This is a genomic window from Streptomyces justiciae (assembly GCF_015163075.1).
GTDB lineage: Bacteria > Actinomycetota > Actinomycetes > Streptomycetales > Streptomycetaceae > Streptomyces > Streptomyces justiciae.
In genome coordinates this window covers 668,602-690,737 of the sequence record NZ_JADDXU010000003.1, presented here as the reverse complement: position 1 = coordinate 690,737, position 22,136 = coordinate 668,602, and the positions used below count along the sequence as shown (strand labels likewise).

The following is a 22,136-nucleotide window of genomic DNA, read 5'->3' as shown; positions in this document are numbered from 1 at the left end:
GTACCTTACGAGGACGCCGAGGCGGAGGCAGTGGCGCTTTCGGACGGAGCGTCGGACGGGGGTTCGCCGGTCGGCGCGCCGCTCGGGGGTGTGCCGCCGGCGCCGCCGGCGCCGCTGCCCGCGCCGGTGCTCTCGGCGTCGGGGTCGATGCCGAGGGTGAGGAAGCCCTTGTAGCCCTTGGACGGGTCGGCCTTCTTGACCGCCTTGAGGGTGAGCAGGCCGCTGGAGGCGCCGCCGCCGTCGTACACCATGTCGTTGTCGAGGGTGGTGTAGCTGCCGGAGTGCTTCGAGTACGGCTCCAGGGTGAAGATCTCCTGGGCGATGTCGTCGTCGAAGAAGAACTGGCCGGTGTAGTTGACCTTGCCGCCCTCGTAGGTGCCGTCCTCCTTCTCGCCGCCGGTGTGGACCTTGACGTGGATGTGGCAGGTGCGCGGGGTGTACCAACCCGGGAAGATCGTCTCGAACTTGACGACCCCGTTGCCGTTGGCGATCTGGTAGCCACGCAGGTAGGTGGCGTCGTTGGCGGTGGAGCCGTCCTCGCTCTCGGCGGGGGCCGAGCCGCCGGGGTTGGCGGTGGTGTAGCCGGAGTAGTAGCCCCAGGCGTCGCAGTGCCAGATCTCCACGGCCGCGCCGGGGACCGGGGTGCAGCCGTCGGTGGCGTCGACGACGGTCAGGCGCAGGGTGAGCGGGACGCCGCTCTTGCCCTCGGTGATGTCCTTTCTGACCAGGGCGCCGTCCAGGTAGTACGGGCCTTCGGTGACGCTCGTCATGAGCGTCATGCACGCGCTGCTGGTGCTGGTGGCCGACGCGGTGGCGGTCGCGTCGGCGGTGGTCTCGGTGTCGGCGAAGGCCGACTGGTAGCCGGCGACGGCGAGGCCGCCCGCGGCGACCGTGCCGCCGGTCACGGCGAGGGCGCGGCGCCGGGTGATCGTCTTGTCCTTGTGGTTTCCCGTCATGATCGGGAAGTTAGGGACGCTGTCCGTCAGGGGGATCGGAGGACGCTGGGAGCCGCCTGTGAATGCTGAGGAAGCTGAAATACGGCCCCTTCACGGGGCTTTCGTCACGGCTGCGGGTCGTCGTCGTGCAGGATCCGCTGGAACATCCGGTGGTCGCGCCACTCGCCGTTGATGTGCAGATAGCGCGGCGCCAGGCCGATCGGCTCGAAGCCGCACTTCTCCAGCACGCGTTGCGAACCCGCGTTGTCCACGACCGTGGTGGCCTCGATGCGGTGCAGCCCGACCGTCTCCCGCGCGGCCCGGCTCACCCGCTCCACGGCGGCGGTCGCGAGGCCCCGGCCCTGCTGGTCGGCGGCGATCCAGTAGCCGAGGTAGGCGCTGCGGAACGGCCCCAGGATGATGCCGGTCAGGGTGATCGCGCCCACGATCCGCCCGTCGGACTCCAGGTGCCACGGCACGATCCGGCCCTCCGCGAACTGCCGGAGCCGCTCGTCCAGACGTATCCGCTGGCCCATGACGGTGAAGAAGTCCTCGGGGCGGCGCGGCTCCCACGGCTCGAGATGCTTCCGGTTGGCGACGTAGGCGGCGCACAGCGCCTCGGCGTCACCGGGCGCGGCGGGACGCAGGACCACGCCACCGGGCAGCTCTTCGGACTCGATCTCCATGCCGCGACCCTAACCGGGGCCACTGACAACAGCAGTTGAGCCGTGTGGAGAGCCCTACACCGCCATGAGCGGAGCGTCCTTCTTCCACTTGAGGATCTTGTCGAAGCTGACCACCGCACCGCCCCGGCCCGGCTTGTTGCCGATGTGGACGTGGTCGGCGAGCTCCTGGATCAGACACAGGCCGCGGCCGTGCTCCGCCTCGCTGGGCGCGCGGCGGAAGGCGGGTGCGGAGCGGAGGAACCCGGGGCCGGAGTCGGCGACCTCGATACGGCACTTCTCGCCGTCCAGGTAGGCGGTGACGCGGTACGCCTCCGAGGTGCCGCCGTGCCCGGTGTCCCCGCCGTGCTCGACGGCGTTGGCGCAGGCCTCGCTGAGGGCGACGGAGAGGTCGTAGGAGACGTCCGGGTCGACGCCCGCCGTCTCCATGGTGCCGAGCAGCAGGCGCCGGGCCAGCGGAACGCTCGCAGCCTCGCGCCGCAGATGGAGTGACCACCAGATGCTCATGCTCCAGCCTCCCGGCCGCGGCTCGACATACCGTTACGTATTGCCGCCCGTGCCCGGGTGTAAGCACACCGTCGACGTGATGCCGCCCATATGGGGGATGCGTAGGGGGCGTTGAATGGGGTATGTGGGGCCGTTTGCGCCAGAAGGTGATCTTCCGGTCGTACGACTCGTACGTCATCTTGTGGACCTGCCGTATGGCCGCCGTAAGGCCAGTGCGATGATGAGCCCGCCATGACTGCCCCCCACCCGTGCACGGCGCGCACCGGAACCGGCCTCCGGGTCCTGCGGGCCGCGGTGTTCGCCGCGGTCTGCGTCGTGCTGGCCGCGGGCGGGCACGTGCTCGCCTCCTGCGCCACGGTCCCGCTGTGGACCCTCGGCGCGGGATTCCTCGGGGTCGCCGTGGTGGCCGCGCCGCTCGCCGGACGCGTGCGGTCGCTGCCGGGCATCGCGGGGCTGCTCACGGCCGGACAGGTCGTGCTGCACACGCTGTTCGGGCTCGGGCAGCACACCGTCGCGGCCGAGCCGTCGACGACCTCCATGGCCGGCATGAGCGACGCGTCCCTGATCGAGCAGGCCGCGCGCCTGGTCTGCGGGACCACCGCGGCGGCGATCAGCCCCGTCCAGGCGGCCCGCATCCTTTCCGAAGCGCGCCTGTATCCGGGCACGCACGCGCACATGGACATGTCCGCGGACGCCATGACGGACGGCTCCTCCGTCTCGCTGCTGCCCTCCCTGCCGATGCTGCTCGGTCACGTCCTCGCGGCCCTGGCCGCCGGCTGGCTGCTGCGCCACGGCGACCTGGCGCTGCTGCGGCTGGCCGAACTGTCGGCGCACGGCGTCGCCGAGGGGGCTCTCGTACGGTCCCTGCGCGGCGCGCTCGCCCTGGTCCGCACCCTGCGGGCCGGGCTGCCCGGCGCACCGCTGACCGGCCCGGCGCTGCCGCGCACCGCGCTGCTCGCGCCGCCCGCACCCCGTACCACCGCACTCCAGCACACGGTGATCAGGCGCGGCCCACCGGCCGCCGACGCTCTCGCACTCGCCGCCTGACACGACGCGCCACTTCCCGGGAAGGGGAGGCCGCCGTCGTGCGGCCCACGTACGCGTGCCCGTGTCCGACAGCCGTCGGGCACCTCCACGCGCGCGTACCCCTCTTCATCACCGGAATCACCTCTCGAAGTGGAGTGCCCCTTTTCATGAAGACCTCTCGTATCGCCGCCGTCGGCGCCCTCACCGCCTCGGCCGTCGTCGTCCTGTCCTCCCCCGCGTTCGCGCACGTCAGCGTGCAGCCCGAGGGCACTGCGGCCAAGGGCGGCTACGCGGTCGTCGACTTCAAGGTGCCGAACGAGCGCGACAAGGCCTCGACCACCAAGCTCGAGGTCACCTTCCCGACCGACCACCCGCTCGCCTCCGCGATGCCGGAGCCGGTCGACGGCTGGGACGTGAAGGTCACCAAGGCCACGCTCGACAAGCCGATCGAGATGCACGGCGAGAAGATCGACCAGGCCGTCTCCAAGATCACCTGGACCGCCACCGGCAAGGGCATCCAGCCGGGCTTCTTCCAGAAGTTCCCGGTCTCCGTCGGCGCCCTCCCCGAGGACGCCGACGAACTGACCTTCAAGGCGATCCAGACGTACTCCAACAAGGAGGTCGTCCGCTGGATCGAGGTCCAGCAGGACGGCCAGGAGGAGCCGGAGAACCCGGCGCCCGTGCTGACGCTGTCCGAGGCGACCGAGGACGGCCACTCGCACGGCTCGACGGACGCCGAGAAGGCCTCCGACGACGCCAAGTCGGCCGAGAACACCGCCACCGAGACCGCCGCCCCCGCCGACAGCAGCGACACCACCGCCCGGGTGCTCGGCGTCGTCGGCATCGTCGTCGGCGCGCTCGGCGTCGCGTACGGCGTGCTCGCGGGCCGCCGCCGCACCAGCCCGGGCACCGACGCCTGAGTCCGCCCGTCCGCGCGTCGCACCGGGGGTTGCACGGCCACCCGTACGCCCCCGGTGCACGCCGGAGCCATCACATCTGGGACATTTCTCTATGCGCAAGAAGACGTTCGCCGCGGCCGCCCTGCTCGCCGCCGCCTCCCTGACCCTGACCGCCTGCGGCAGCGGTGACGACACCGGTTCGCCCGTCTCCGTGGTCTCCGAGGACTCCGCCAACACCAAGGCCGCCATCGTCCTCGACAAGCCGTTCGAGAAGCCGGACCTCGTCCTCACGGACACGAACGGCAAGAAGTACGACCTCCGCGAGCAGACCAAGGGCCGTCCGACGCTGATCTACTTCGGCTACACCAACTGCCCCGACGTCTGCCCGACGACCATGAGCAACATCGCCGTGGCCAAGAGCAAGCTGCCCAAGGCGCAGCAGGACGAGCTGCGGGTCGTGTTCGTCACCACCGACCCCGACCGGGACACCCCGAAGGCGCTCGGCAAGTGGCTCAAGGGCATCGACTCCCAGGTCGTCGGCCTCACCGGCGACTTCGCCACCATCCAGGCCGGCGCCCGCACCCTCGGCATCACCATCGAGGCCCCGCACAAGGACAAGAACGGCAAGATCGTCTCGACGCACGGCACCCAGGTCGTCGCCTTCTCCCCGAAGACCGACGGCGGGTACGTCCTCTACACCGAGGACGCCACCGTCGACGACTACATCAAGGACCTCCCCAAGCTCGTCAAGGGAGAGACTCCGTGAGGCGCACCGCCGCGCTCCTCGGCGTCGCCCTGACCGGGACCCTGCTGCTGGCGGGCTGCGGTTCGTCCGACGACGAAGCGGCCGACCTGTCCGTCTCCGGCGCCTACATGCCACAGCCGGTCTCCGACTCGATGGCCGCCGGCTTCCTGACCGTCACCAACAAGGGCGGTACGAAGGACGAGCTGACGTCCGTGACCAGTGACCTCGGCGAGGTCACCATGCACGAGACGGTCGACGCCGCCATGCAGGAGACCAAGCGCCTCGACGTACCCGCACACGGTCAACTCGTGTTCAAAAGCGGCGGCACCCACCTGATGTTCGAGAAGCTGAAGCACCAGCCGAAGCAGGGCGAGACCGTCTCCGTCGAACTGCACTTCGCCGACTCCGATCCGGTCACCGTCGAGATGCCGGTGAAGTCCGCGACGTACACCCCCAAGACCGGACACTGAGGGAGGGACCCACCTTGACGCAGACCATCGCCCCCCGCGTACGGGTCCTGGTGCTGCTGCTCCTCGCGGCCACCGGACTGCTCCTCGCCGGTGCCGGGCCGGCCTCCGCGCACGCCGCGCTGACCGGCAGCGACCCCCAGCAGGGGACGGTGGTCGACAAGGCCCCGGACCAGATCTCGCTCACCTTCTCCGAGAAGGTCGCGATGTCCGACGGCTCACTCCGGGTCCTCGACCCCAAGGGCAAGCGCGTCGACCAGGGCAAGGCGTCCAACGTCAGCGGCACCACCTACGCCGTACAGCTGCACAGCGGGCTGCCCGACGGCACGTACACCGTCACCTACCAGGTCGTCTCCGAGGACAGCCACCCCGTCGCCGGGGCCTACACCTTCTCCATCGGCGCCCCCTCCCAGACGAGCGTCTCGGTCTCCGGCCAGACCGCCGGCGGCGGGGTCGTCGGCTGGCTCTACGGCTTCGGCCGCTACGTCTCCTACGCCGGGTTCGCCGTCATGGTCGGCGGCGCCGCCTTCGTCCTCGCCTGCTGGCAGCGCGGCTCCGGGGTACGGGCCGTACAGCGCACCGTCGTCTCCGGATGGCTCGCGCTCACCGCCGCCACGCTCCTGCTGCTGCTCCTGCGCGGCTCCTACACCAGCACCGGCTCCGTCGGCGACGTCTTCGACCTCAGCCTGCTCGGCCAGGCCCTGCAGACCAAGACCGGCGCCGCGCTCGTCTCCCGGCTGCTGCTGCTCGCCGCAGCCGCGCTGTTCATCGCCGTGCTCTTCGGCGCCTACGACAAGCGCGAGGACGAGGAGAAGCGCGACCTGACCTTCGGGCTCGCCATCGGCGGCACCGTCGTCGCCGCCGGGCTCGCCGCGAGCTGGGCCATGGCCGAGCACGCCTCCACCGGCCTCCAGACCGGCATCGCGATGCCCGTCGACGTGATCCACCTGCTGGCCGTCGCAGCCTGGCTGGGCGGCCTGTGCACACTCCTCGTGGCCCTGTACCGCGCGGACACCCCCATCGAGCGCTCCGCCGTGAGCCGCTTCTCCACGCTCGCCTTCGGCAGCGTCCTCACCCTCGTCGCGACCGGCATCTACCAGTCATGGCGTCAGCTCGGCTCCTGGTCCGCCTTCACCGAGACCAGGTACGGCCAGCTGCTGCTCGTCAAGATCGGACTCGTCGCGCTGCTCGTCGGCATCGCGTGGATCTCTCGGCGGTGGACCGGGCGGTTGGGAGACGCGGGGTCGGTGACGCTCGCTGACGCCGAGGAGACCGACGCGGACGGGACTGCCGTACGGGAGAAGGAGCGCGTCGGTGCCGGAGCGGCCGGGGCCGACTCCCGGCGGGCCGCCCAGCTCGCCCGGCAGCAGGCCGCCGTCGACGCCGCCCGGCGCAAGCGGCAGCGCGACGCCGACCCCGACCGGTTCGGGCTGCGCCGCTCGGTGCTCGCCGAGGCAGGCGTCGCCGTCGTCCTGCTCGCCGTCACCACCGTGCTCACCCAGACCGAGCCCGGACGCACCGAACAAGACGCCAAGGCGGCCACCTCCTCGTCCGCCTCCTCCTCGTCCTCCACCGCCGACTCGTCCGCCGCGGTCACCCTGGACATGCCCTTCGACACCGGCGGCGAGGACGGCAAGGGACTCGTCCGCATCGACCTCAACCCCGCGCGCGTGGGCGCCAACGAGATGCACGTCTACGTGGAGCGGCCCAACGGCCGGGCCTTCGACGTCCCCGAGGTGAAGGTGTCCTTCACCCTGGAGGCCAAGAACATCGGGCCGCTGCCCGTCACCCCCGACCGCATCACCACCGGCCACTGGTCCGCCGCCGGCGTACAGCTCCCCATGGCGGGCGACTGGAAGGTCGCCGTGACCGTGCGGACCTCCGACATCGACCAGACCACCGTCTCCAAGAACGCGCAGATCGGCTGAACCACCGTGGCTGACCAGTCCATTCCGCAGACCCGGACGCCCGAGAAGGCAGTTAATGACGGCGTTTCCGAAAGTGCCTCCAAGGAGGGCCTTTCGCGGCGCCGACTGCTCGGCACCGCCGGTGCCACCGGGCTCGTGCTCGGCGCGGCCGGCGGAGCCGTGGGATACGCCGCCCGGCCCGCCGAGGCCACCCCGCTGACCTCGCTCGGCGCCGAGGAGGTGATGTTTCACGGGAAACATCAGCCCGGCATCCTCCAGGGCCTCCAGGCCCGCGGCCACCTCGTCGCCTTCGACCTGGCGGCGGGCGCGGGCCGCAAGGGGGCGGCCGCACTGCTGCGCCGCTGGTCGGAGACGGCACGACGGCTGATGGCGGGCGAGGCCATGGCGAGTGACGACACGGACGTCGCCCGCGACGCCGGTCCGTCCTCGCTGACGATCGCCTTCGGCTTCGGGCACAGCTTCTTCGCGCGGACCGGCTTGGAGAAGCAGCGGCCGGTCGCCCTCGATCCGCTGCCCGACTTTTCCTCCGACCGGCTCGACAAGGCGCGCAGCAACGGCGACCTGTGGGTGCAGATCGGCGCCGACGACGCCCTGGTCGCCTTCCACGCCCTGCGCGCGATCCAGAAGGACGCGGGCGGCGCGGCGAAGGTCCGCTGGCAGATGAACGGCTTCAACCGGTCGCCGGGCGCCACCGCCCACCCCATGACGGCCCGCAACCTGATGGGCCAGATCGACGGCACCCGCAATCCCAAGCCGACGGAATCCGACTTCGACCGGCGGATCTTCGTGCCCTCCTCGGGGGACCCCGCATGGATGGCGAACGGCTCCTACGCCGTCGTACGCCGTATCCGCATGCTCCTCGACGACTGGGAGCAGCTGTCGGTGAAGGCGCAGGAGCAGGTCATCGGGCGTCGCAAGGCGGACGGGGCGCCGCTGACCGGGGGCTCCGAGACGACCGCGATGGACCTGGAGAAGACCGACGCCAAGGGCGACCTGGTGGTCCCCCTCAACGCCCACGCCCGGATCACCCGGCCCGACCAGAACGGGGGCGCGGCGATGCTCCGCCGCCCCTGGTCCTTCCACGACGGCATCGACACGGACGGCGTCCCGGACGCGGGCCTCCTCTTCGTCTGCTGGCAGGCCGACCCCCTGCGCGGCTTCGTCCCCGTCCAACGCAAGCTCGACCGCGGGGACGCGCTGTCGCGGTACATCCGCCACGAGTCGAGCGGGCTGTTCGCGGTGCCGGGTGGGGCGGCGGAAGGGGAGTATGTGGGGCAGGGGCTGCTGGAAGGGTGAGCGCGTGCCAACGGCGCGGGCGGCTCCGGGTCACGCCGGTTCACTCAGCGGTGGGGCCGTACTGGGACGAGTGCCCGGCGTTCCGCAAGGCCCATTAGGGTGAGGTCATGCCAGCCAGCTATGCGTACCTCGGTCCCGAGGGCACCTTCACCGAAGCCGCTCTGCGCACGCTTCCGGAGGCGGCCACGCGGGAACTGATCCCGTACGTGTCCGTGCAGTCCGCCCTGGACGCGGTGCGCGGCGGCGAGGCCGAGGCCGCGTTCGTGCCGATCGAGAACTCCGTCGAGGGCGGCATCACCACCACCCTCGACGAGCTGGTCGCGGGCGCGCCGCTGATGATCTACCGCGAGGTGCTGCTGTCGATCACCTTCGCGCTGCTGGTCCGGCCCGGCACGAAGCTCTCCGAGATCAAGACCGTCTCCGCGCACCCGGCCGCCCAGCCGCAGGTCCGCAACTGGCTGAAGAAGCACCTCCCGGACGCCCACTGGGAGTCCGCCGCCTCCAACGCGGACGCCGCCCGACTGGTGCAGGAGGGCCAGTACGACGCGGCGTTCGCCGGAGAGTTCGCCGCGGCCCTGTACGGCCTGGAGGCCCTGGAGACCGGCATCCACGACGCGGAGAACGCGCAGACCCGGTTCGTGCTGGTCGGCCGCCCCGCCCGGCCCGCCGCACCGACCGGCGCCGACAAGACCTCCGTCGTGCTGTGGCAGCGCGACGACCACCCCGGTGGCCTGCGCGACCTGCTCGGCGAGTTCGCCACCCGCGGCATCAACCTGATGCTGCTCCAGTCCCGTCCCACCGGCGCCGGCATCGGCAACTACTGCTTCTGCATCGACGCCGAGGGCCACATCTCCGACCGCCGGGTCGCCGAGGCGCTGATGGGCCTGAAGCGGATCTGCCTGGAGGTGCGGTTCCTCGGTTCGTACCCGCGCGCGGACGCGACCGAGGGCGAGGTGCGGCCGCCGCTGCGCGGGACCTCGGACGACGAGTTCATGGCGGCGTCGGACTGGGTGGCGCGCTGCCAGGACGGGCGTTTCTAGCGCGCCGAGCCGGGTTTCCGGCCCGTTTCCCGACCGTTCGGGGACCGTTTCCGTCCGTTCCTACCTGCATATTTTCGTTATCCACAGGAGTTATCCACAGGCCGCCATCTCGACCTGGGGACAAGTCGACACGGAAGCGCCACCCAGTCGACAAATCGCCCTACAGCACCCAACTTCGTCCACAGCCCGACAGGTCACTCTTCGTCCACCCGTTTCCATTGATCAATCCTTTGGGGCGACCCTTTTCCACCCGAAAGTGGGCGTGAAGAGCGTTTGGATCGGGAATTCCCAGCCCGCGGGATCCGATTGGGAATGATCACTTCCGGCATCCACAGATCTTTCGCACACCCTGTGGATAACTCTGCGGCGCTGTGGATTCCTGTGGACGAAGCCGCCTCCAAGTCCCGTTCGCCACAAGGGAATCGAGTCAACCCGCCGTTAACCTCTTGCTTCGTTCCAGGGAGTGAGACGCCTTTTATTGACACGCTCGCATACACAGGGCAATTCCCCCATAACGGTAGGTAAGGGGTCGGCGCGGAATAGTGAGTCGTGGGCGCTCACCCGGCACCGGTAGCCTTGAGCGCGTGATTGACCTTCGCCTGCTCCGTGAGGACCCCGACCGAGTGCGCGCGTCCCAGCGCGCCCGTGGAGAGGACGTCGCGCTCGTCGACGCTCTCCTGTCCGCCGACGAGCGGCGCAGGTCGTCCGGCGTCCGCTTCGACGAGCTGCGTTCCGAGCAGAAGTCGCTCGGCAAGCTCATTCCCAAGGCCTCCGGGGACGAGAAGGCCGAGCTGCTGAAGAAGGCGGGCCAGCTGGCCGCCGACGTCAAGGCGGCCGACGCCGAGCAGCACGAGGCCGACGAGGAGACCAAGCGCCTCGCCCTCCAGCTCGGCAACCTCGTCCACCCCGACGTGCCCGTCGGCGGCGAGGAGGACTTCGTCGTCCTGGAGACGCACGGCACCATCCGCGACTTCGGCGCCGAGGGCTTCGAGCCCAAGGACCACCTGGAGCTCGGCGAGGCGCTGGGCGCCATCGACGTCGAGCGCGGCGCGAAGGTCTCCGGCTCGCGCTTCTACTACCTGACCGGTGTCGGCGCCCTCCTGGAGCTGGCGCTCGTCAACGCGGCGATCGCCCAGGCCACCGAGGCCGGCTTCGTCCCGATGCTCACCCCCGCGCTGGTCCGCCCGCGTGCCATGGAGGGCACCGGCTTCCTCGGCCAGGCCGCGGAGAACGTGTACCACCTGGAGAAGGACGACTACTACCTGGTCGGCACCTCCGAGGTCCCGCTCGCCGCGTACCACATGGACGAGATCCTAGAGGCCGACCAGCTGCCGCTGCGTTACGCCGGCTTCTCGCCGTGCTTCCGCCGCGAGGCCGGCACCTACGGCAAGGACACCCGCGGCATCTTCCGCGTGCACCAGTTCGACAAGGTCGAGATGTTCTCGTACGTCGCCCCCGAGGACGCCGAGAACGAGCACAAGCGGCTCCTGGACTGGGAGAAGCAGTGGCTGACCGGCCTCGAGCTGCCGTTCCAGGTCATCGACGTCGCCTCGGGCGACCTGGGCGCCTCCGCCTCGCGCAAGTACGACTGCGAGGCGTGGATCCCGACCCAGGGCAAGTACCGCGAGCTGACCTCGGCGTCCAACTGCGACAGCTTCCAGGCCCGCCGCCTCGCCGTCCGTATGCGCGACGGCAAGAAGGTGCAGCCGCTGGCGACCCTGAACGGCACGCTGTGCGCCGTACCGCGCACGATCGTGGCGATCCTGGAGAACCACCAGCAGGCCGACGGCTCCGTCCGCGTCCCCGCGATGCTGCGCCCGTACCTGGGCGGCCGTGAGGTGCTGGAGCCGGTCGCCAAGTGAGCGACGCGACTTCGACCGCGGCCGAGGGCTTTCCGTATCGGCTGATCGCGACCGACCTCGACGGCACGCTGCTGCGCTCCGACGAGTCGGTCTCGGACCGCACCCGTGCCGCGCTCGCCGCGGCCACGGCGGCCGGTGCCGCGCACATCGTGGTGACCGGCCGCGCGGTCCCCTGGACCCGGCACATCCTCGACGACCTCGGCTACGAGGGCCTCGCGGTGTGCGGGCAGGGCGCGCAGGTGTACGACGCCGGAGCGCACCGGCTACTGACGTCCGTGACGCTGGACCGGCAGCTGGCCGGGGTCGCGCTCGCGAAGATCGAGGCGGAGGTCGGCCCGCTGTACCTGGCGGCCAGCCGGGACGGACTGGACGGGGAGGTGCTGGTCGGGCAGGGCTACGCGCTCACCGGCGATCTGCCCGCCACCCCTTTCACGGACTCGGCCGATCTGTGGAGCGCGCCGCTGAACAAGATCTACATACAGCATCCGGAGCTGTCCGACGACGAGCTCGCGGAGGCCGCGCGGCAGGCCGCGGGCGGGTTCGTGAACGTCGCCATGGCGGGCGCGGGCATCGTGGAACTGCTGCCGCTGGGTCTGTCGAAGGCGACGGGACTGTCGCTGGCGGCACGCCGGCTCGGCCTGAAGGCCGCGGACACGATCGCCTTCGGCGACATGCCCAACGACATTCCCATGTTCGGCTGGGCGGCTCGAGGCGTGGCGATGGCCAACGCACACGAGGAACTCAAGGCGGTGGCCGACGAGGTGACGTCCTCCAACGAGGAGGACGGGATCGCCGTGGTGCTGGAGCGGTTGCTCGGCTAGGGCCGGTCTGTGCGGCTGAAGCCCGCCTGCAGGGTGTGGAAGGTGACGGTGCCACCACCGAGCATCTCGGCCTTCCGGCGCAGCTGCTCCGCTGCCGCCGGGCTCGGTCGGCCGTAGACGTCGATGGAGTTCATGCGGATGAGCTCGCGGAAGGCGCGGAACTTGGCTCCGCCGACCTCCATGTGGAGTTCCAGCGAGGCCGGGTCGGGGTGGACGGCGACCGTCGTCATCGCGGACCCGGACTCGTCGACATAGAAGCGGTAGGCGATCAGCTGCGGCTCGCGGGCCTCGATGAAGTCGGCGAGATCCCGCATGCCTTCCCTGACCTCGGCGAGCTTGCCTTCTCGGATGTCCGAGCGGTCGATGTAGTAGATGGGTTCCGCGATGTCCGCTGCGCCCGTCATGTCTGTCATGTCGGCTGAACGTAATCGCGTCTTGCGGAGGATGCACGGATCGAACGTGCGCGGAGTTTCCCCCGACCTCGGCTTAGCAAGCCGGTGCCTTGCCTCTCGGCCAATCCTCCGGGTGGGCGGCCCACGCGAGAGCGACATCGCGTGCTCGAAGCGGCCGCCCCGGGCAGTTCCGGTGCGGTGGACTCGACGGTGGGGTAACTACACCGGAGTCCTCCGCGGACTGCCCTGAAGGGTGCTCGACGGACTGCCGTGCATGGACATCGTCGAACACCTCCCCGGTCAGTGGCGCCGGTGGGACCCGGCGGCGTGGACACAACCATCGTGCCTGTACGCCGAGTTGGCCGCCACTGATTTAATCGGCCGTCTGTTCCCCTACCGCCGCCACCGGCGACGCCGCCCCTTGCTGAAGAACCACCCCGCCGGCGGCTCGTCGGAGCGCCAGGGCTGTGGCTCGGGGGCCTCCGCGCGCCAGCGGGCGGCGAGCATGCGGGCCCGGGCGGACGGCTCCGAGGTCTCCGCGGAACGTATGAAGTCCTCGTCCAGGAGGAGGCCGTCCCAGGTGTCGTCCCCGGACCGGTCCCGCTCGTCGTGGTGCGCGTCCGCCATCCCCGTCCTCCTAGCAGTGCATTTCCGTCGATCCAGTCTGCCGGGGCGGGGGTGAAGCCCCCGTCAATAAGCGCGGCGTCTGACTCTCCCAGGGGCCGGCTCCCGCTGCGCCTACTCCTCGCCCGCCAGCGTCAGCGTCCGCAGCTTCTGTCCGGCGTACCAGGTGGCCAGCACGGTCACCGCGATCAGCAGGACCGTCGCCGTGACGATGCCCACGTCCGAGGTGACCAGGTCCCCGCCCGCGACCTTGTGGGCCACCGCCAGCGACCACTGCTGGACGCTGAGCGTGCGCGCACCCGAGACCAGGGAGCCGAACAGGGCCTCCCAGACGAGGGCGTAGACGAGGCCGAAGACGACCGCGTGCCGGGACACCGTGCCCAGGAGCAGGAAGAGCGCGGCGTAGGCGATGGAGGAGACCAGCGCGGCGACCGTGTAGGCGACGGCGATCTGCTGGCCGTTGCCGTTGAGGATGAGGCCGGCGACCAGGGTCGGCAGGGCCGAGAAGACCATGGTGACCGCGACGGCCACGATCAGCTTGGTGAAGATGATCGTGGGCCGCTTGATCGGCTTGGACAGCAGGTACACCACCGAGCCGTCGTCGATCTCCGGGCCGATCGCGCCGGTGCCGGCGATCACGCCGATGATCGGCACCATGGTGGCGAGCGCGAGGCCGCCGAGCAGGTCGGACGCGGTCTGGTCGTCGGCGCCGACGAGGGCGCGCACGATCACCGAGATCACGATCAGCAGCAGGGGCAGGGCGCCCAGGATGAGGGCCCGGCGGCGGCCGAGCAGGGCCCGGTAGGTGAGTCGGGCGACTGTGGGGTCGTACATCTTCGGCCTCCTACGCCGCGACCAGGTAAGAGAACACGGACTCGAGGGACTCGTCGGACGGCGAGACCGTCAGCAGCCGGATGCCGTGGTCGCGGGCGACCTTCGGCAACAGGGCGGTGAAACGGCCGAAGTCGACGGCCTGGATGCGCAACGCGCCTTCCGCCAGGTCGACTTCGATGCCGGACGTGGACGGGTCGGCGATCAGCGCGGCCGCGAGGGCGCGGTCGTCGCTGGAGCGCACCAGGTAGCGGTGCGGTCGGTCGGTCATCAGGCGGCGGATCTTGCGGAAGTCGCCGCTGGCCGCGTGCCGTCCGGCCACCACGACCTCGATGTGCCAGGCGAGTTGCTCGACCTCTTCGAGGATGTGGGACGAGAACAGGACCGTGCGGCCCTCGTCGCCCATGCGGCGCAGCAGGTCCATGAGCTGCATGCGCTGGCGCGGGTCCATGCCGTTGAAGGGCTCGTCCAGGAGCAGCAGGGACGGGTCGTGGACCAGGGCGGACGCCATCTTCACGCGCTGGCGCATGCCCTTGGAGTACGTCTGGATCTTGCGGTCCTGCGCGTACTCCATCTCGACCGTGGCGAGCGCCTTCTGGGCGGCCTTGGCGCCGAGGCCGTGCAACTCGGCGTTGGCGACGACGAATTCGCGGCCGGTGAGGAAGTCGTACATCGCCTCGCGCTCGGGGACGATGCCGATGTGCTGGTAGATGGCCTCGTTGCGCCAGGTCGGCTGTCCGTCGAGGGTGACGGTGCCGGTGGACGGGGCGAGGAAGCCGCCCATCATGTTGATGAGGGTGGACTTCCCGGCACCGTTGGGGCCGAGGAGGCCGGTGACGCCGGGGCCGATCGTCATGGTGACGTCGTTGACGGCGACCACGTTGCCGAACCAGCGGGAGACGTGGTCGATGGAGAGCGTGGTCACAGTCCCACCTTCTTGTAGCGGCGCATCATCAGGCCGTAGCTGGCGGCGATCAGGCCGAGGACGACGAGGACGTACACCACGCCCTGGCCGTTCGAGGGGCCGTGGCCGCCCGGCAGCGAGGGGGTCGCGCCGAGGAAGGCCGTCTGGACGCCGTCGATGAGGGTGACCGGCGAGAAGAGGCCCATCCACGGGATGGCGGAGGTGCTGCCCTGGGCGTCGGCGATGGCCTGGAGGGTGGTGACGGCGCCGTAGGAGATGGTGAAGACGGCGATGACGGCCGCGATGCCGAAGCCGCGCCTCGGGGTGACGGCCGCGATGACCAGGCCGATGCCGGCGAAGAGCAGTGAGAGGAGTGCCACGGAGACGAGTCCCTGCGCGAATCCCTTGGTCTGGTCGGTGAAGTCCAGCTTGGCCAGCAGCGCGCCCACGTAGAGGACGAGCAGGGGAGCCGCGGTCAGGATGAACATCGCCGAGGCCAGCGCCGCGTACTTGGCGCGGACGTAGTCGGCGGTCTCGATCGGCCGCGAGAAGTACAGCGGCACGGTCTTGAAGCGCAGGTCGCGCGAGACGGACTGGGGGGCCTGCGAGGCGACGTACAGGCAGATCACGGACTGCATGATGATCGCGTAGCGCGTGTAGTCGACCGGCAGGTCGTTGGCCTTGGTGGCGACCGCGACGGCGACCATGATGAGCGCCGGGACGCACATCACGACGAACAGCAGCATCGGCAGCACCTTGGACTTGACCGAGCGGCCGAGGCCGTAGGCGCCGCGCAGGGACTGCGAGTACAGGGACCGGGTCGCGTAGGAGCGGCCGAGACGGGGGCCGTCGTAGGCGCGGTAGCCGATGTTGTGGATGCGGGTCTGGTCGCCCGCGGGGGTGGCGACCGGGTGTTCAGCTGCCATGGCCGACGGCCTCCTTCCGCTGCTGTTCCTCGGTCTCCTGGTCGTCCTTGAAGACCTCCGAGATGTGGTGGCGGCGCTGTTCCATGCGGACCAGGCCGAGGCCGAGGTCGGCGACGACGTCCCGGACGACGTCGTACGTCTCCTCGCCCTGCGCGGTGAGCAGCAGGATGTGGCCGGCGCCGGGCAGGCCGCTGCCCGCCTCGACGGTCACCCCGCGCGCGTGGAGCGCCTCGCGCACCGCGCGGGTGCCGTCCGGGTGCTCGTCGGTGTCGGTGACCTCGATCGCGAGGGTGGTGGTGGTCTGGGTGAAGTCGGTGGTGGAGCTGGAGCGCAGGAGCTTTCCGCCGTCGACGACGACCACGTGGTCGCAGGTGCGTTCCAGTTCGCCCAGGAGGTGGGAGGTGACCAGGACCGAGATGCCGAAGTCGGTGTGGATGCGCCGGATCAGGGCGAGCATCTCGTCGCGGCCGACCGGGTCCAGGCCGTTGGTCGGCTCGTCCAGGAAGACCAGTTGCGGGTCGTGGACGAGGGCCTGGGCGAGCTTCACGCGCTGCTTCATGCCGGTCGAGTAGCCGCCGATGGGGCGGTAGCGCTCCTCGTACAGCCCGACATGGCGCAGCGTGTCCGCGGTGCGCTCGCGCGCGGCGGCGGGCGGCAGGCCGGACATGCGCGCCATGTGGACGACGAACTCGGTGGCCGAGACGTCGGGCGGCAGGCAGTCGTGCTCCGGCATGTACCCGACGCGCTCGCGGATGGCGCCGCCCTTGGTGGCGACGTCGAGGCCGAGCACCTCGGCGCGGCCCTCGGTGGCGGGGGACAGACCCAGCAGGATCTTGATCAGTGTGGACTTGCCGGCTCCGTTGGCTCCGACGAGTCCCGTCACACCGGGTCCGACGTCCACGGAGAGCCGGTCAAGCGCGGTCACCCGGGGGAACCGCTTGCTCAGGCTTTCGGTCGCGATCACAGTCACGTCTTCGACAGTAGTGACCCGCGCCACTCGTGGTCGTCACACCGCAGAGCTGTCTTCGGGTCAGCCTCCAGATGTACGGGCCCGTAGGGGATGCCATGCCTGAGAGCTACGGAGGGGCCGCTCGGCGGGGCTCGCGTCAGGGTTTTCCACAGGCCGACCCGTGCTGTTGACGCAGCCTCTAACAACTGTCACATTCGGCGGTGTCAAGTTACGGGCACGTAGCGCAGTCGGCGTGGACTGCGTGGGACGGGGTCGCATGACGACGGCAGTGGCAGGCGAACGCGCCGCGGAACTGCGGGGATTCAGGAAGGTCCAGCGGCTGGCGTACGAGTGCGCCGAGGCCGTCGCGGCCAGCCTGGAACCCGGAGTGACCGAGCGCGAGGCGGCGCGGATGCAGCGCGTGTGGCTGCGCGAGCGCGGGGTGCGGGACTGGTTCCATCTCCCCTTCGCCTGGTTCGGGGACCGCACGGCGTTCGTGAACTTCCGCGTCCCGCTCCAGTTCTTCCCCACCGACCGGCGTCTGGAGCCCGGGATGCCGTTCATCCTCGACATGGCCCCGGTCCACGGCGGCTTCACCGCGGACATCGGCTACTCGGGCTCCCTCGGCCTGAACCCCCTGCAGGACAAGCTGATGGACGACCTGGAGGCCCACCGCGAGCTGATCCTGCGCGAGGTCCGCGAGCGGCGCCCGCTGCGCGCGATCTACGAGGACGTGGACCGGCTCATGGTCCGCCAGGGTTACGCGAACCGGCATCGTGCCTACCCGTTCGGTGTCATCGCCCACAAAGTGGACCGGGTGAAGGAGCGCCGCTGGTCCCCGAAGGTCTTCGGGTTCGGCACCCAGTCGCTGAAGGGCCTCGCGGCCGACGCGCTGCACGGCCACCGCGAGGGCTGGTCCCCGCTGCGGTCGCCGTACCGCTTCTCCGACCACCCGCCGCGGCCGGGCCTGTGGGCGGTCGAACCGCACCTCGGATTCCGGGGCACGGGCGCGAAGTTCGAGGAGATCCTCGTGGTCACCGACTCCAAGGACCCCGAGGAGAGCGCCTTCTGGCTGGACGACGACCTGCCGCATGTGCGGCGCTGGGCGGAGGGCAAGTGACCGGGTTGGTTCTCGAAGGCGCGCGCGAGCGCGGAACGCGGCGCTGGGCGGAAGGGACGTGAGCATGCTGGAGAACGCGCGTGAGCGCCGGGTGCGGACCGGCGGGGTCGAGCTGTGCGTCGCCGAAGTGGGGGAGCCCGGGCAGCCGACCGTGGTCCTCGTGCACGGCTACCCGGACAGCAAGGAGGTGTGGGCGCAGGTCGCCGCCCGCCTCGCCGACCGCTTCCACGTCGTGCTCTACGACGTCCGGGGCCACGGCCGCTCCACGGCACCGCGGCCGCTGCGGGGCGGCTTCACCCTGGAGAAGCTGACGGACGACTTCCTGGCCGTGGTGGACGCGGTCAGCCCTGACCGTCCGGTGCATCTCGTCGGGCACGACTGGGGCTCGGTGCAGTCCTGGGAGTTCGCCACCGTGGCGCGCACCGAGGGCCGCATCGCGTCCTTCACCTCGATGTCCGGGCCGTCCCTCGACCACTTCGGCCACTGGATCAACACCCGCCTCAGGCGCCCCACCCCCCGCCGGGTCGGCCAGCTCCTCGGACAGGGCGCCAAGTCCTGGTACGTGTACGCGCTGCACACGCCCGTGCTGCCCGAACTGGCCTGGCGCGGCCCGCTGGGCAAGGTGTGGCCGCGCGTCCTGGAGCGCTTCGAACGGGTCCCCGGCGACGGCTACCCCACCTCGTCCCTCCCCACGGACGCGGCCCACGGAGCCTGGCTGTACCGGGACAACGTACGGGCCCGACTGCGCCGCCCCCGCGCGGACGCCTACGCGCACGCGCCCGTGCAGCTCATCACGCCGCTCGGCGACGCCTTCCTGTCGGAGCGGCTCTACGACGAACTGGAGCAGTGGGTCCCACAGTTGACGCGGCGCACCCTCCCGGCCCGGCACTGGATACCCCGGTCCCGGCCCGACCAACTGGCCGCCTGGATCGGCGAGTTCGTGACGGCCAACGAGGGCGGCAGGACGGTCACCGCGCCGGACGGCAAGTACGCCGAGCGGTTCGGCGGGCAGTTGGTGCTGGTCACCGGCGCGGGCAGCGGCATCGGGCGGGCGACGGCGTACGCGTTCGCCGAGTCCGGCGCACGCGTCATCGCCGTCGACCGGGACCCGGAGGGCGCGGCGCACACCGCCGAGATGTCCCGGCTGCTGGGGGCGCCAGAGGCCTGGGCCGAGACGGTCGACGTCTCCGACGAGCAGGCCATGGAGAAGCTCGCCGACAAGGTCGCCGCCGAGTACGGGGTGGTGGACGTCCTGGTCAACAACGCCGGGATCGGTCTCGCCGGGTCCTTCTTCGACACCACCCCGGAGGACTGGAAGAAGGTCCTCGACGTGAACCTCTGGGGCGTCATCCACGGCTGCCGGCTGTTCGGCAAGCAGATGGCCGAGCGCGGACAGGGCGGCCACATCGTCAACACCGCGTCGGCGGCGGCGTACCAGCCCTCCAAGGCGCTGCCCGCCTACAGCACCTCCAAGGCGGCGGTGCTGATGCTCAGCGAGTGCCTGCGCGCCGAACTCGCCGGCCAGGGCATCGGGGTCAGCGCAATCTGTCCCGGCTTCGTCAACACCAACATCACCTCGACCGCGCGCTTCGCCGGCGTCGACGCCGAGGAGGAGAAGCGGCGCCAGAAGAGGACCGCGCGGCTGTACGGGCTGCGGAACTACCCGCCGGAGAAGGTCGCGGACGCGATCCTGCGGGCGGTCGTGCGCAACGAGGCGGTCGTACCGGTGACACCGGAGGCGCGCGGCGCGCACCTGCTGTCCCGCTTCACGCCCCGCGCGCTCCGGGCGATCGCACGACTGGAACCACCGCTGTGAGTAAGGGGGTTGCCTCTCGCGGCCTCTGCTTCGGCTGGTCGCGCATTCCGCCGCGCTGGGCACCCGGCGAGCTGATCGCTCTTGCGTGCGGGCCGCACGGCGAGCCGATCGCCTCTCCGCCGAGGGCATGGGCGGCAAGGGCGATCCCGTGAGCACAGGCCCCGCGTACCGGATCGAGGACCTCGCGCACCGCAGTGGCGCCACCGTCCGCACCATCCGTGCCTACCAGGACCGGGGCCTGCTCCCCCGCCCCGAGCGGCGCGGCCGTGCCAACGTCTACTCGGACGCCCATCTCGCCCGCCTCCACCAGATCGCCGACCTCCTGGACCGCGGCTACACCCTGGCCTCCATCAAGGAGTTGCTGGAGGCCTGGGACGCCGGGCGCGGGCTCGGCGGGGTGCTCGGGCTGGTCGCCGAGGTCGACGGGCCGTGGAGCGACGAGGAGGCGGTACGGATCTCGCGCGCGGAGCTGGAGGAGCGGTTCGGCGGCAGTCCGGACGTCGCGGCGGTCGCCGACGCCGTGGAACTCGGGGTGCTGGAGCCGGTGCCCGGCGACGAGGACTCCTTCCTCGTCCCGAGCCCTCAAGAGCTCGCCGTGGCGGTCGAGTTGCACGCGGCGGGGGTGCCGCTGTCCGCGATCTCCGGCCATCTACGGGAGTTGAGGGGGCAGGTCGAGCACATCGCGGCCCGTTTCCTGGAGTTCACGACCGAGCATGTCTTCGCCCGCTACCTCGACGGACCGCACCGTCCGACCGACGCAGAAGCGGCCGAGGCGGCCTCTCTCGTACGACGGCTGCGGCCGCTGGCGCAGCAGACGGTGGACGCGGAACTCGCCCGCGCAATGCGTCTGTTGGCGGGGCGGCAGCTGAGACGGCACCTCGGCACGGACGAGGGCACGCCGGAGCGTTCCGCGACCCGAACCGTGGTCCTGCCCGAGGAGACGATGCGGGCCGTGGAAGGGCTGGTTGGCGAGGAGCGGGCGGCGGAGTTCGTGGCGTTGGCGGCTGAACGGGAGGTGCGGACGCGGGGGTTGGACGCGCTCACGTCAAGGGGCGGCCCCCCTAGCGATCTTGACGAAGGGGACTGACAGGGCCGGTAGTTGTCCACAGAAGCGCCAACTGGCCTGTGGATAACTGGACTTGGCTGTGGATCAAACATCCGGAGCAAAATCATTCGCGTGATTCACGTCTCGCCCATCACGCTGAGGGACATGGACGAACGACGCACCGTGAAGGTGTCGAAGTACCTCTCGAAGCACCTGCGCCATCAGCCGGAACGCATCGGGCTCACGCTCGACGAGGGCGGCTGGGTCGAGATCGACACGTTGATCGCGGCGGCGGCAGCCCACGGCTTCCGCTTCACCCGGGAAGAGATGGACCACGTGGTCGCCGCCAACGACAAGAAGCGCTTCGCCGTGGAGGGCACCCGCATCCGCGCCAGCCAGGGCCACAGCATCGACGTGGACCTCGGCCTGCCCCCGGCGACGCCACCGCCGTACCTCTACCACGGCACCGTGGCCCGCAGCCTGGACGCGATCCGCGCCGAGGGCCTGCGACCGATGAACCGGCACGCCGTGCACCTCTCGGCGGACCGCGAGACCGCGACCCGTGTGGGCGCCCGGCGTGGCCGCCCCGTCGTGCTCTCGGTGGACGCCGGCGCCATGCACCGCGACGGCCATGTCTTCCATGTCAGCGCGAACGGCGTGTGGCTGACCGAGGCGGTACCGCCGCAGTATCTGCGGTTCCCTGAGCCGCACTGACCCCTCGTCGCCGGGCACCGACCGACGAGGGGTCCGTAATTCCCCGCGTGCCCCCGGACGGACCCGGCATGATCGGCGCCATGGACCACCTCCCCACCACCGAGGCCGCCGTCACCGCCCTCCGCGCGCTCGCCGCCGAGTACGCGCTCGCGATCGAGGTGACCCATGACATCGGCGCCGACCAGACCTCGCGCCGCACCGCCGCGGGCGTCGGCGTCACCGCGGACCCCGACGGCTCCCTGCCCCACGAGGCCTACGTCGAGCTCGGCGGCCGACCCCGGGTGGACGTGCGGCTCTACGCCGACGACGACGCGCTGATCACCGTCGACGGGGTCGAATGCCCCGACATCGACCGCGACGACGTGCCCGCGTTCCTGCGCGCCCTCTACGAAGGCCACGCCTGGGTCAAGACGCGCCGCTTCCCGCCGGGCAACTTCCTGATGGTCCCGCTGCCGGGCGACCGGGTGCACAAGGAGTTCATCCTGGTCGGCCTGAGCCCGTGGCTGAGTGGCCGCACACGCTGAGCCCTGGCTGAGCCGCCGTGGTCCGCTGACCGAGAGCCGGTCAGACCGTGACCGTGGGTCACTGTTTCACGTGAAACACGAT

The 22,136-nt window shown here is 70.7% G+C and carries 23 protein-coding genes and 1 tRNA gene; 14 read left to right on the top strand and 10 right to left on the bottom strand.

The window, feature by feature from the left end; all coding sequences use genetic code 11:
* Positions 1–5: 5 nt before the first annotated feature.
* The 3 genes from IQ210_RS11495 to IQ210_RS11485 form a co-directional block, all read right to left on the bottom strand.
* Positions 6–956 carry an intradiol ring-cleavage dioxygenase gene (locus IQ210_RS11495; RefSeq protein WP_194078792.1) on the bottom strand — a complete coding sequence of 317 codons (951 nt, stop codon included), beginning with the start codon at positions 954–956 and terminating at the stop codon, positions 6–8.
* A gap of 104 nt (positions 957–1,060) precedes the next feature.
* Positions 1,061–1,621, bottom strand: a complete 561-nt coding sequence (locus IQ210_RS11490) for a GNAT family N-acetyltransferase (protein WP_194078791.1) — start codon at positions 1,619–1,621, stop codon at positions 1,061–1,063.
* Between the two features lie 54 nt (positions 1,622–1,675).
* Positions 1,676–2,125 (bottom strand): ATP-binding protein, encoded by a 450-nt coding sequence (locus IQ210_RS11485; protein WP_194078790.1) that lies wholly within the window; start codon positions 2,123–2,125, stop codon positions 1,676–1,678.
* 231 nt (positions 2,126–2,356) lie between these two features.
* Here IQ210_RS11485 and IQ210_RS11480 point away from each other — a divergent pair, with 231 nt between their 5' ends.
* The 9 genes from IQ210_RS11480 to IQ210_RS11440 all read left to right on the top strand — a co-directional run bounded on the left by IQ210_RS11480 (position 2,357) and on the right by IQ210_RS11440 (position 12,209).
* The gene (locus tag IQ210_RS11480; RefSeq protein WP_194078789.1) at positions 2,357–3,172 is read left to right on the top strand and encodes a hypothetical protein; all 816 of its coding nucleotides are present in this window, start codon (positions 2,357–2,359) and stop codon (positions 3,170–3,172) included.
* Between the two features lie 146 nt (positions 3,173–3,318).
* Positions 3,319–4,071 carry a YcnI family copper-binding membrane protein gene (locus IQ210_RS11475; protein WP_194078788.1) on the top strand — a complete coding sequence of 251 codons (753 nt, stop codon included), beginning with the start codon at positions 3,319–3,321 and terminating at the stop codon, positions 4,069–4,071.
* Positions 4,072–4,162: 91 nt separating this feature from the next.
* Complete coding sequence (locus IQ210_RS11470) at positions 4,163–4,816, top strand: SCO family protein (RefSeq protein ID WP_194078787.1); 654 nt, start codon at positions 4,163–4,165, stop codon at positions 4,814–4,816.
* The gene (locus IQ210_RS11465; protein WP_194078786.1) at positions 4,813–5,265 is read left to right on the top strand and encodes a copper chaperone PCu(A)C; all 453 of its coding nucleotides are present in this window, start codon (positions 4,813–4,815) and stop codon (positions 5,263–5,265) included. Before IQ210_RS11470 ends, IQ210_RS11465 begins: the two co-directional genes overlap by 4 nt.
* 14 nt (positions 5,266–5,279) lie before the next feature.
* A complete protein-coding gene (locus IQ210_RS11460) occupies positions 5,280–7,190 on the top strand; it encodes a copper resistance CopC/CopD family protein (RefSeq protein ID WP_194078785.1) in 1,911 nt (636 codons plus the stop codon).
* 6 nt (positions 7,191–7,196) lie between these two features.
* Positions 7,197–8,486: an iron uptake transporter deferrochelatase/peroxidase subunit gene (gene efeB, locus IQ210_RS11455; RefSeq protein ID WP_194078784.1), complete on the top strand. Its 1,290-nt coding sequence runs from the start codon at positions 7,197–7,199 to the stop codon at positions 8,484–8,486.
* Positions 8,487–8,593: 107 nt separating this feature from the next.
* Complete coding sequence (pheA, locus tag IQ210_RS11450) at positions 8,594–9,526, top strand: prephenate dehydratase (protein ID WP_194078783.1); 933 nt, start codon at positions 8,594–8,596, stop codon at positions 9,524–9,526.
* Between the two features lie 584 nt (positions 9,527–10,110).
* Positions 10,111–11,388, top strand: a complete 1,278-nt coding sequence (serS, locus tag IQ210_RS11445) for a serine--tRNA ligase (protein ID WP_194078782.1) — start codon at positions 10,111–10,113, stop codon at positions 11,386–11,388.
* Positions 11,385–12,209 (top strand): HAD family hydrolase, encoded by an 825-nt coding sequence (locus IQ210_RS11440; protein WP_194078781.1) that lies wholly within the window; start codon positions 11,385–11,387, stop codon positions 12,207–12,209. Before serS ends, IQ210_RS11440 begins: the two co-directional genes overlap by 4 nt.
* Here IQ210_RS11440 and IQ210_RS11435 read toward each other — a convergent pair.
* The 7 genes from IQ210_RS11435 to IQ210_RS11405 all read right to left on the bottom strand — a co-directional run bounded on the left by IQ210_RS11435 (position 12,206) and on the right by IQ210_RS11405 (position 16,850).
* The gene (locus IQ210_RS11435; protein WP_228047447.1) at positions 12,206–12,622 is read right to left on the bottom strand and encodes a hypothetical protein; all 417 of its coding nucleotides are present in this window, start codon (positions 12,620–12,622) and stop codon (positions 12,206–12,208) included. The two genes, IQ210_RS11440 and IQ210_RS11435, sit on opposite strands and share 4 nt — an antisense overlap.
* A 25-nt stretch (positions 12,623–12,647) precedes the next feature.
* A tRNA-Ser gene (locus IQ210_RS11430) sits at positions 12,648–12,732 on the bottom strand.
* Positions 12,733–12,994: 262 nt separating this feature from the next.
* Positions 12,995–13,228: an SGM_3592 family protein gene (locus tag IQ210_RS11425; RefSeq protein ID WP_194078780.1), complete on the bottom strand. Its 234-nt coding sequence runs from the start codon at positions 13,226–13,228 to the stop codon at positions 12,995–12,997.
* Between the two features lie 111 nt (positions 13,229–13,339).
* Complete coding sequence (locus tag IQ210_RS11420) at positions 13,340–14,059, bottom strand: ABC transporter permease subunit (protein WP_194078779.1); 720 nt, start codon at positions 14,057–14,059, stop codon at positions 13,340–13,342.
* 10 nt (positions 14,060–14,069) lie between these two features.
* Complete coding sequence (locus IQ210_RS11415; RefSeq protein ID WP_194078778.1) at positions 14,070–14,981, bottom strand: ABC transporter ATP-binding protein; 912 nt, start codon at positions 14,979–14,981, stop codon at positions 14,070–14,072.
* Positions 14,978–15,886 carry an ABC transporter permease gene (locus IQ210_RS11410; protein ID WP_194078777.1) on the bottom strand — a complete coding sequence of 303 codons (909 nt, stop codon included), beginning with the start codon at positions 15,884–15,886 and terminating at the stop codon, positions 14,978–14,980. Before IQ210_RS11410 ends, IQ210_RS11415 begins: the two co-directional genes overlap by 4 nt.
* Positions 15,876–16,850 carry an ABC transporter ATP-binding protein gene (locus IQ210_RS11405; RefSeq protein ID WP_194078978.1) on the bottom strand — a complete coding sequence of 325 codons (975 nt, stop codon included), beginning with the start codon at positions 16,848–16,850 and terminating at the stop codon, positions 15,876–15,878. The genes IQ210_RS11410 and IQ210_RS11405 overlap by 11 nt, the downstream gene beginning before the upstream one ends.
* A gap of 262 nt (positions 16,851–17,112) precedes the next feature.
* Here IQ210_RS11405 and IQ210_RS11400 point away from each other — a divergent pair, with 262 nt between their 5' ends.
* The 5 genes from IQ210_RS11400 (at position 17,113) to IQ210_RS11380 (ending at position 22,054) form a co-directional block, all read left to right on the top strand.
* Complete coding sequence (locus tag IQ210_RS11400) at positions 17,113–17,955, top strand: M24 family metallopeptidase (RefSeq protein ID WP_194078776.1); 843 nt, start codon at positions 17,113–17,115, stop codon at positions 17,953–17,955.
* A 64-nt stretch (positions 17,956–18,019) separates the two neighbouring features.
* Entirely contained in the window at positions 18,020–19,771 is a 1,752-nt protein-coding gene (locus IQ210_RS11395) for an SDR family oxidoreductase (RefSeq protein WP_228047446.1), read from the top strand.
* Positions 19,772–19,898: 127 nt separating this feature from the next.
* Complete coding sequence (locus IQ210_RS11390; protein ID WP_194078977.1) at positions 19,899–20,858, top strand: MerR family transcriptional regulator; 960 nt, start codon at positions 19,899–19,901, stop codon at positions 20,856–20,858.
* 123 nt (positions 20,859–20,981) lie between these two features.
* A complete protein-coding gene (locus tag IQ210_RS11385; RefSeq protein WP_194078774.1) occupies positions 20,982–21,530 on the top strand; it encodes an RNA 2'-phosphotransferase in 549 nt (182 codons plus the stop codon).
* Positions 21,531–21,610: 80 nt separating this feature from the next.
* Complete coding sequence (locus IQ210_RS11380; RefSeq protein ID WP_194078773.1) at positions 21,611–22,054, top strand: hypothetical protein; 444 nt, start codon at positions 21,611–21,613, stop codon at positions 22,052–22,054.
* The last annotated feature ends 82 nt before the right edge of the window (positions 22,055–22,136 follow it).

Excerpts from the sequence above, each read along its gene's own strand:
- IQ210_RS11495 (WP_194078792.1), bottom strand. The coding sequence starts at position 956 with ATGACGGGAAACCACAAGGACAAGACGATCACCCGGCGCCGCGCCCTC.
- IQ210_RS11490 (WP_194078791.1), bottom strand. The coding sequence starts at position 1,621 with ATGGAGATCGAGTCCGAAGAGCTGCCCGGTGGCGTGGTCCTGCGTCCC.
- IQ210_RS11485 (WP_194078790.1), bottom strand. The coding sequence starts at position 2,125 with ATGAGCATCTGGTGGTCACTCCATCTGCGGCGCGAGGCTGCGAGCGTT.
- IQ210_RS11480 (WP_194078789.1), top strand. The coding sequence starts at position 2,357 with ATGACTGCCCCCCACCCGTGCACGGCGCGCACCGGAACCGGCCTCCGG.
- IQ210_RS11475 (WP_194078788.1), top strand. The coding sequence starts at position 3,319 with ATGAAGACCTCTCGTATCGCCGCCGTCGGCGCCCTCACCGCCTCGGCC.
- IQ210_RS11470 (WP_194078787.1), top strand. The coding sequence starts at position 4,163 with ATGCGCAAGAAGACGTTCGCCGCGGCCGCCCTGCTCGCCGCCGCCTCC.
- pheA (WP_194078783.1), top strand. The coding sequence starts at position 8,594 with ATGCCAGCCAGCTATGCGTACCTCGGTCCCGAGGGCACCTTCACCGAA.
- IQ210_RS11435 (WP_228047447.1), bottom strand. The coding sequence starts at position 12,622 with ATGACAGACATGACGGGCGCAGCGGACATCGCGGAACCCATCTACTAC.
- IQ210_RS11425 (WP_194078780.1), bottom strand. The coding sequence starts at position 13,228 with ATGGCGGACGCGCACCACGACGAGCGGGACCGGTCCGGGGACGACACC.
- IQ210_RS11420 (WP_194078779.1), bottom strand. The coding sequence starts at position 14,059 with ATGTACGACCCCACAGTCGCCCGACTCACCTACCGGGCCCTGCTCGGC.
- IQ210_RS11410 (WP_194078777.1), bottom strand. The coding sequence starts at position 15,886 with ATGGCAGCTGAACACCCGGTCGCCACCCCCGCGGGCGACCAGACCCGC.
- IQ210_RS11400 (WP_194078776.1), top strand. The coding sequence starts at position 17,113 with ATGACGACGGCAGTGGCAGGCGAACGCGCCGCGGAACTGCGGGGATTC.
- IQ210_RS11395 (WP_228047446.1), top strand. The coding sequence starts at position 18,020 with ATGCTGGAGAACGCGCGTGAGCGCCGGGTGCGGACCGGCGGGGTCGAG.
- IQ210_RS11390 (WP_194078977.1), top strand. The coding sequence starts at position 19,899 with ATGGGCGGCAAGGGCGATCCCGTGAGCACAGGCCCCGCGTACCGGATC.
- IQ210_RS11385 (WP_194078774.1), top strand. The coding sequence starts at position 20,982 with ATGGACGAACGACGCACCGTGAAGGTGTCGAAGTACCTCTCGAAGCAC.
- IQ210_RS11380 (WP_194078773.1), top strand. The coding sequence starts at position 21,611 with ATGGACCACCTCCCCACCACCGAGGCCGCCGTCACCGCCCTCCGCGCG.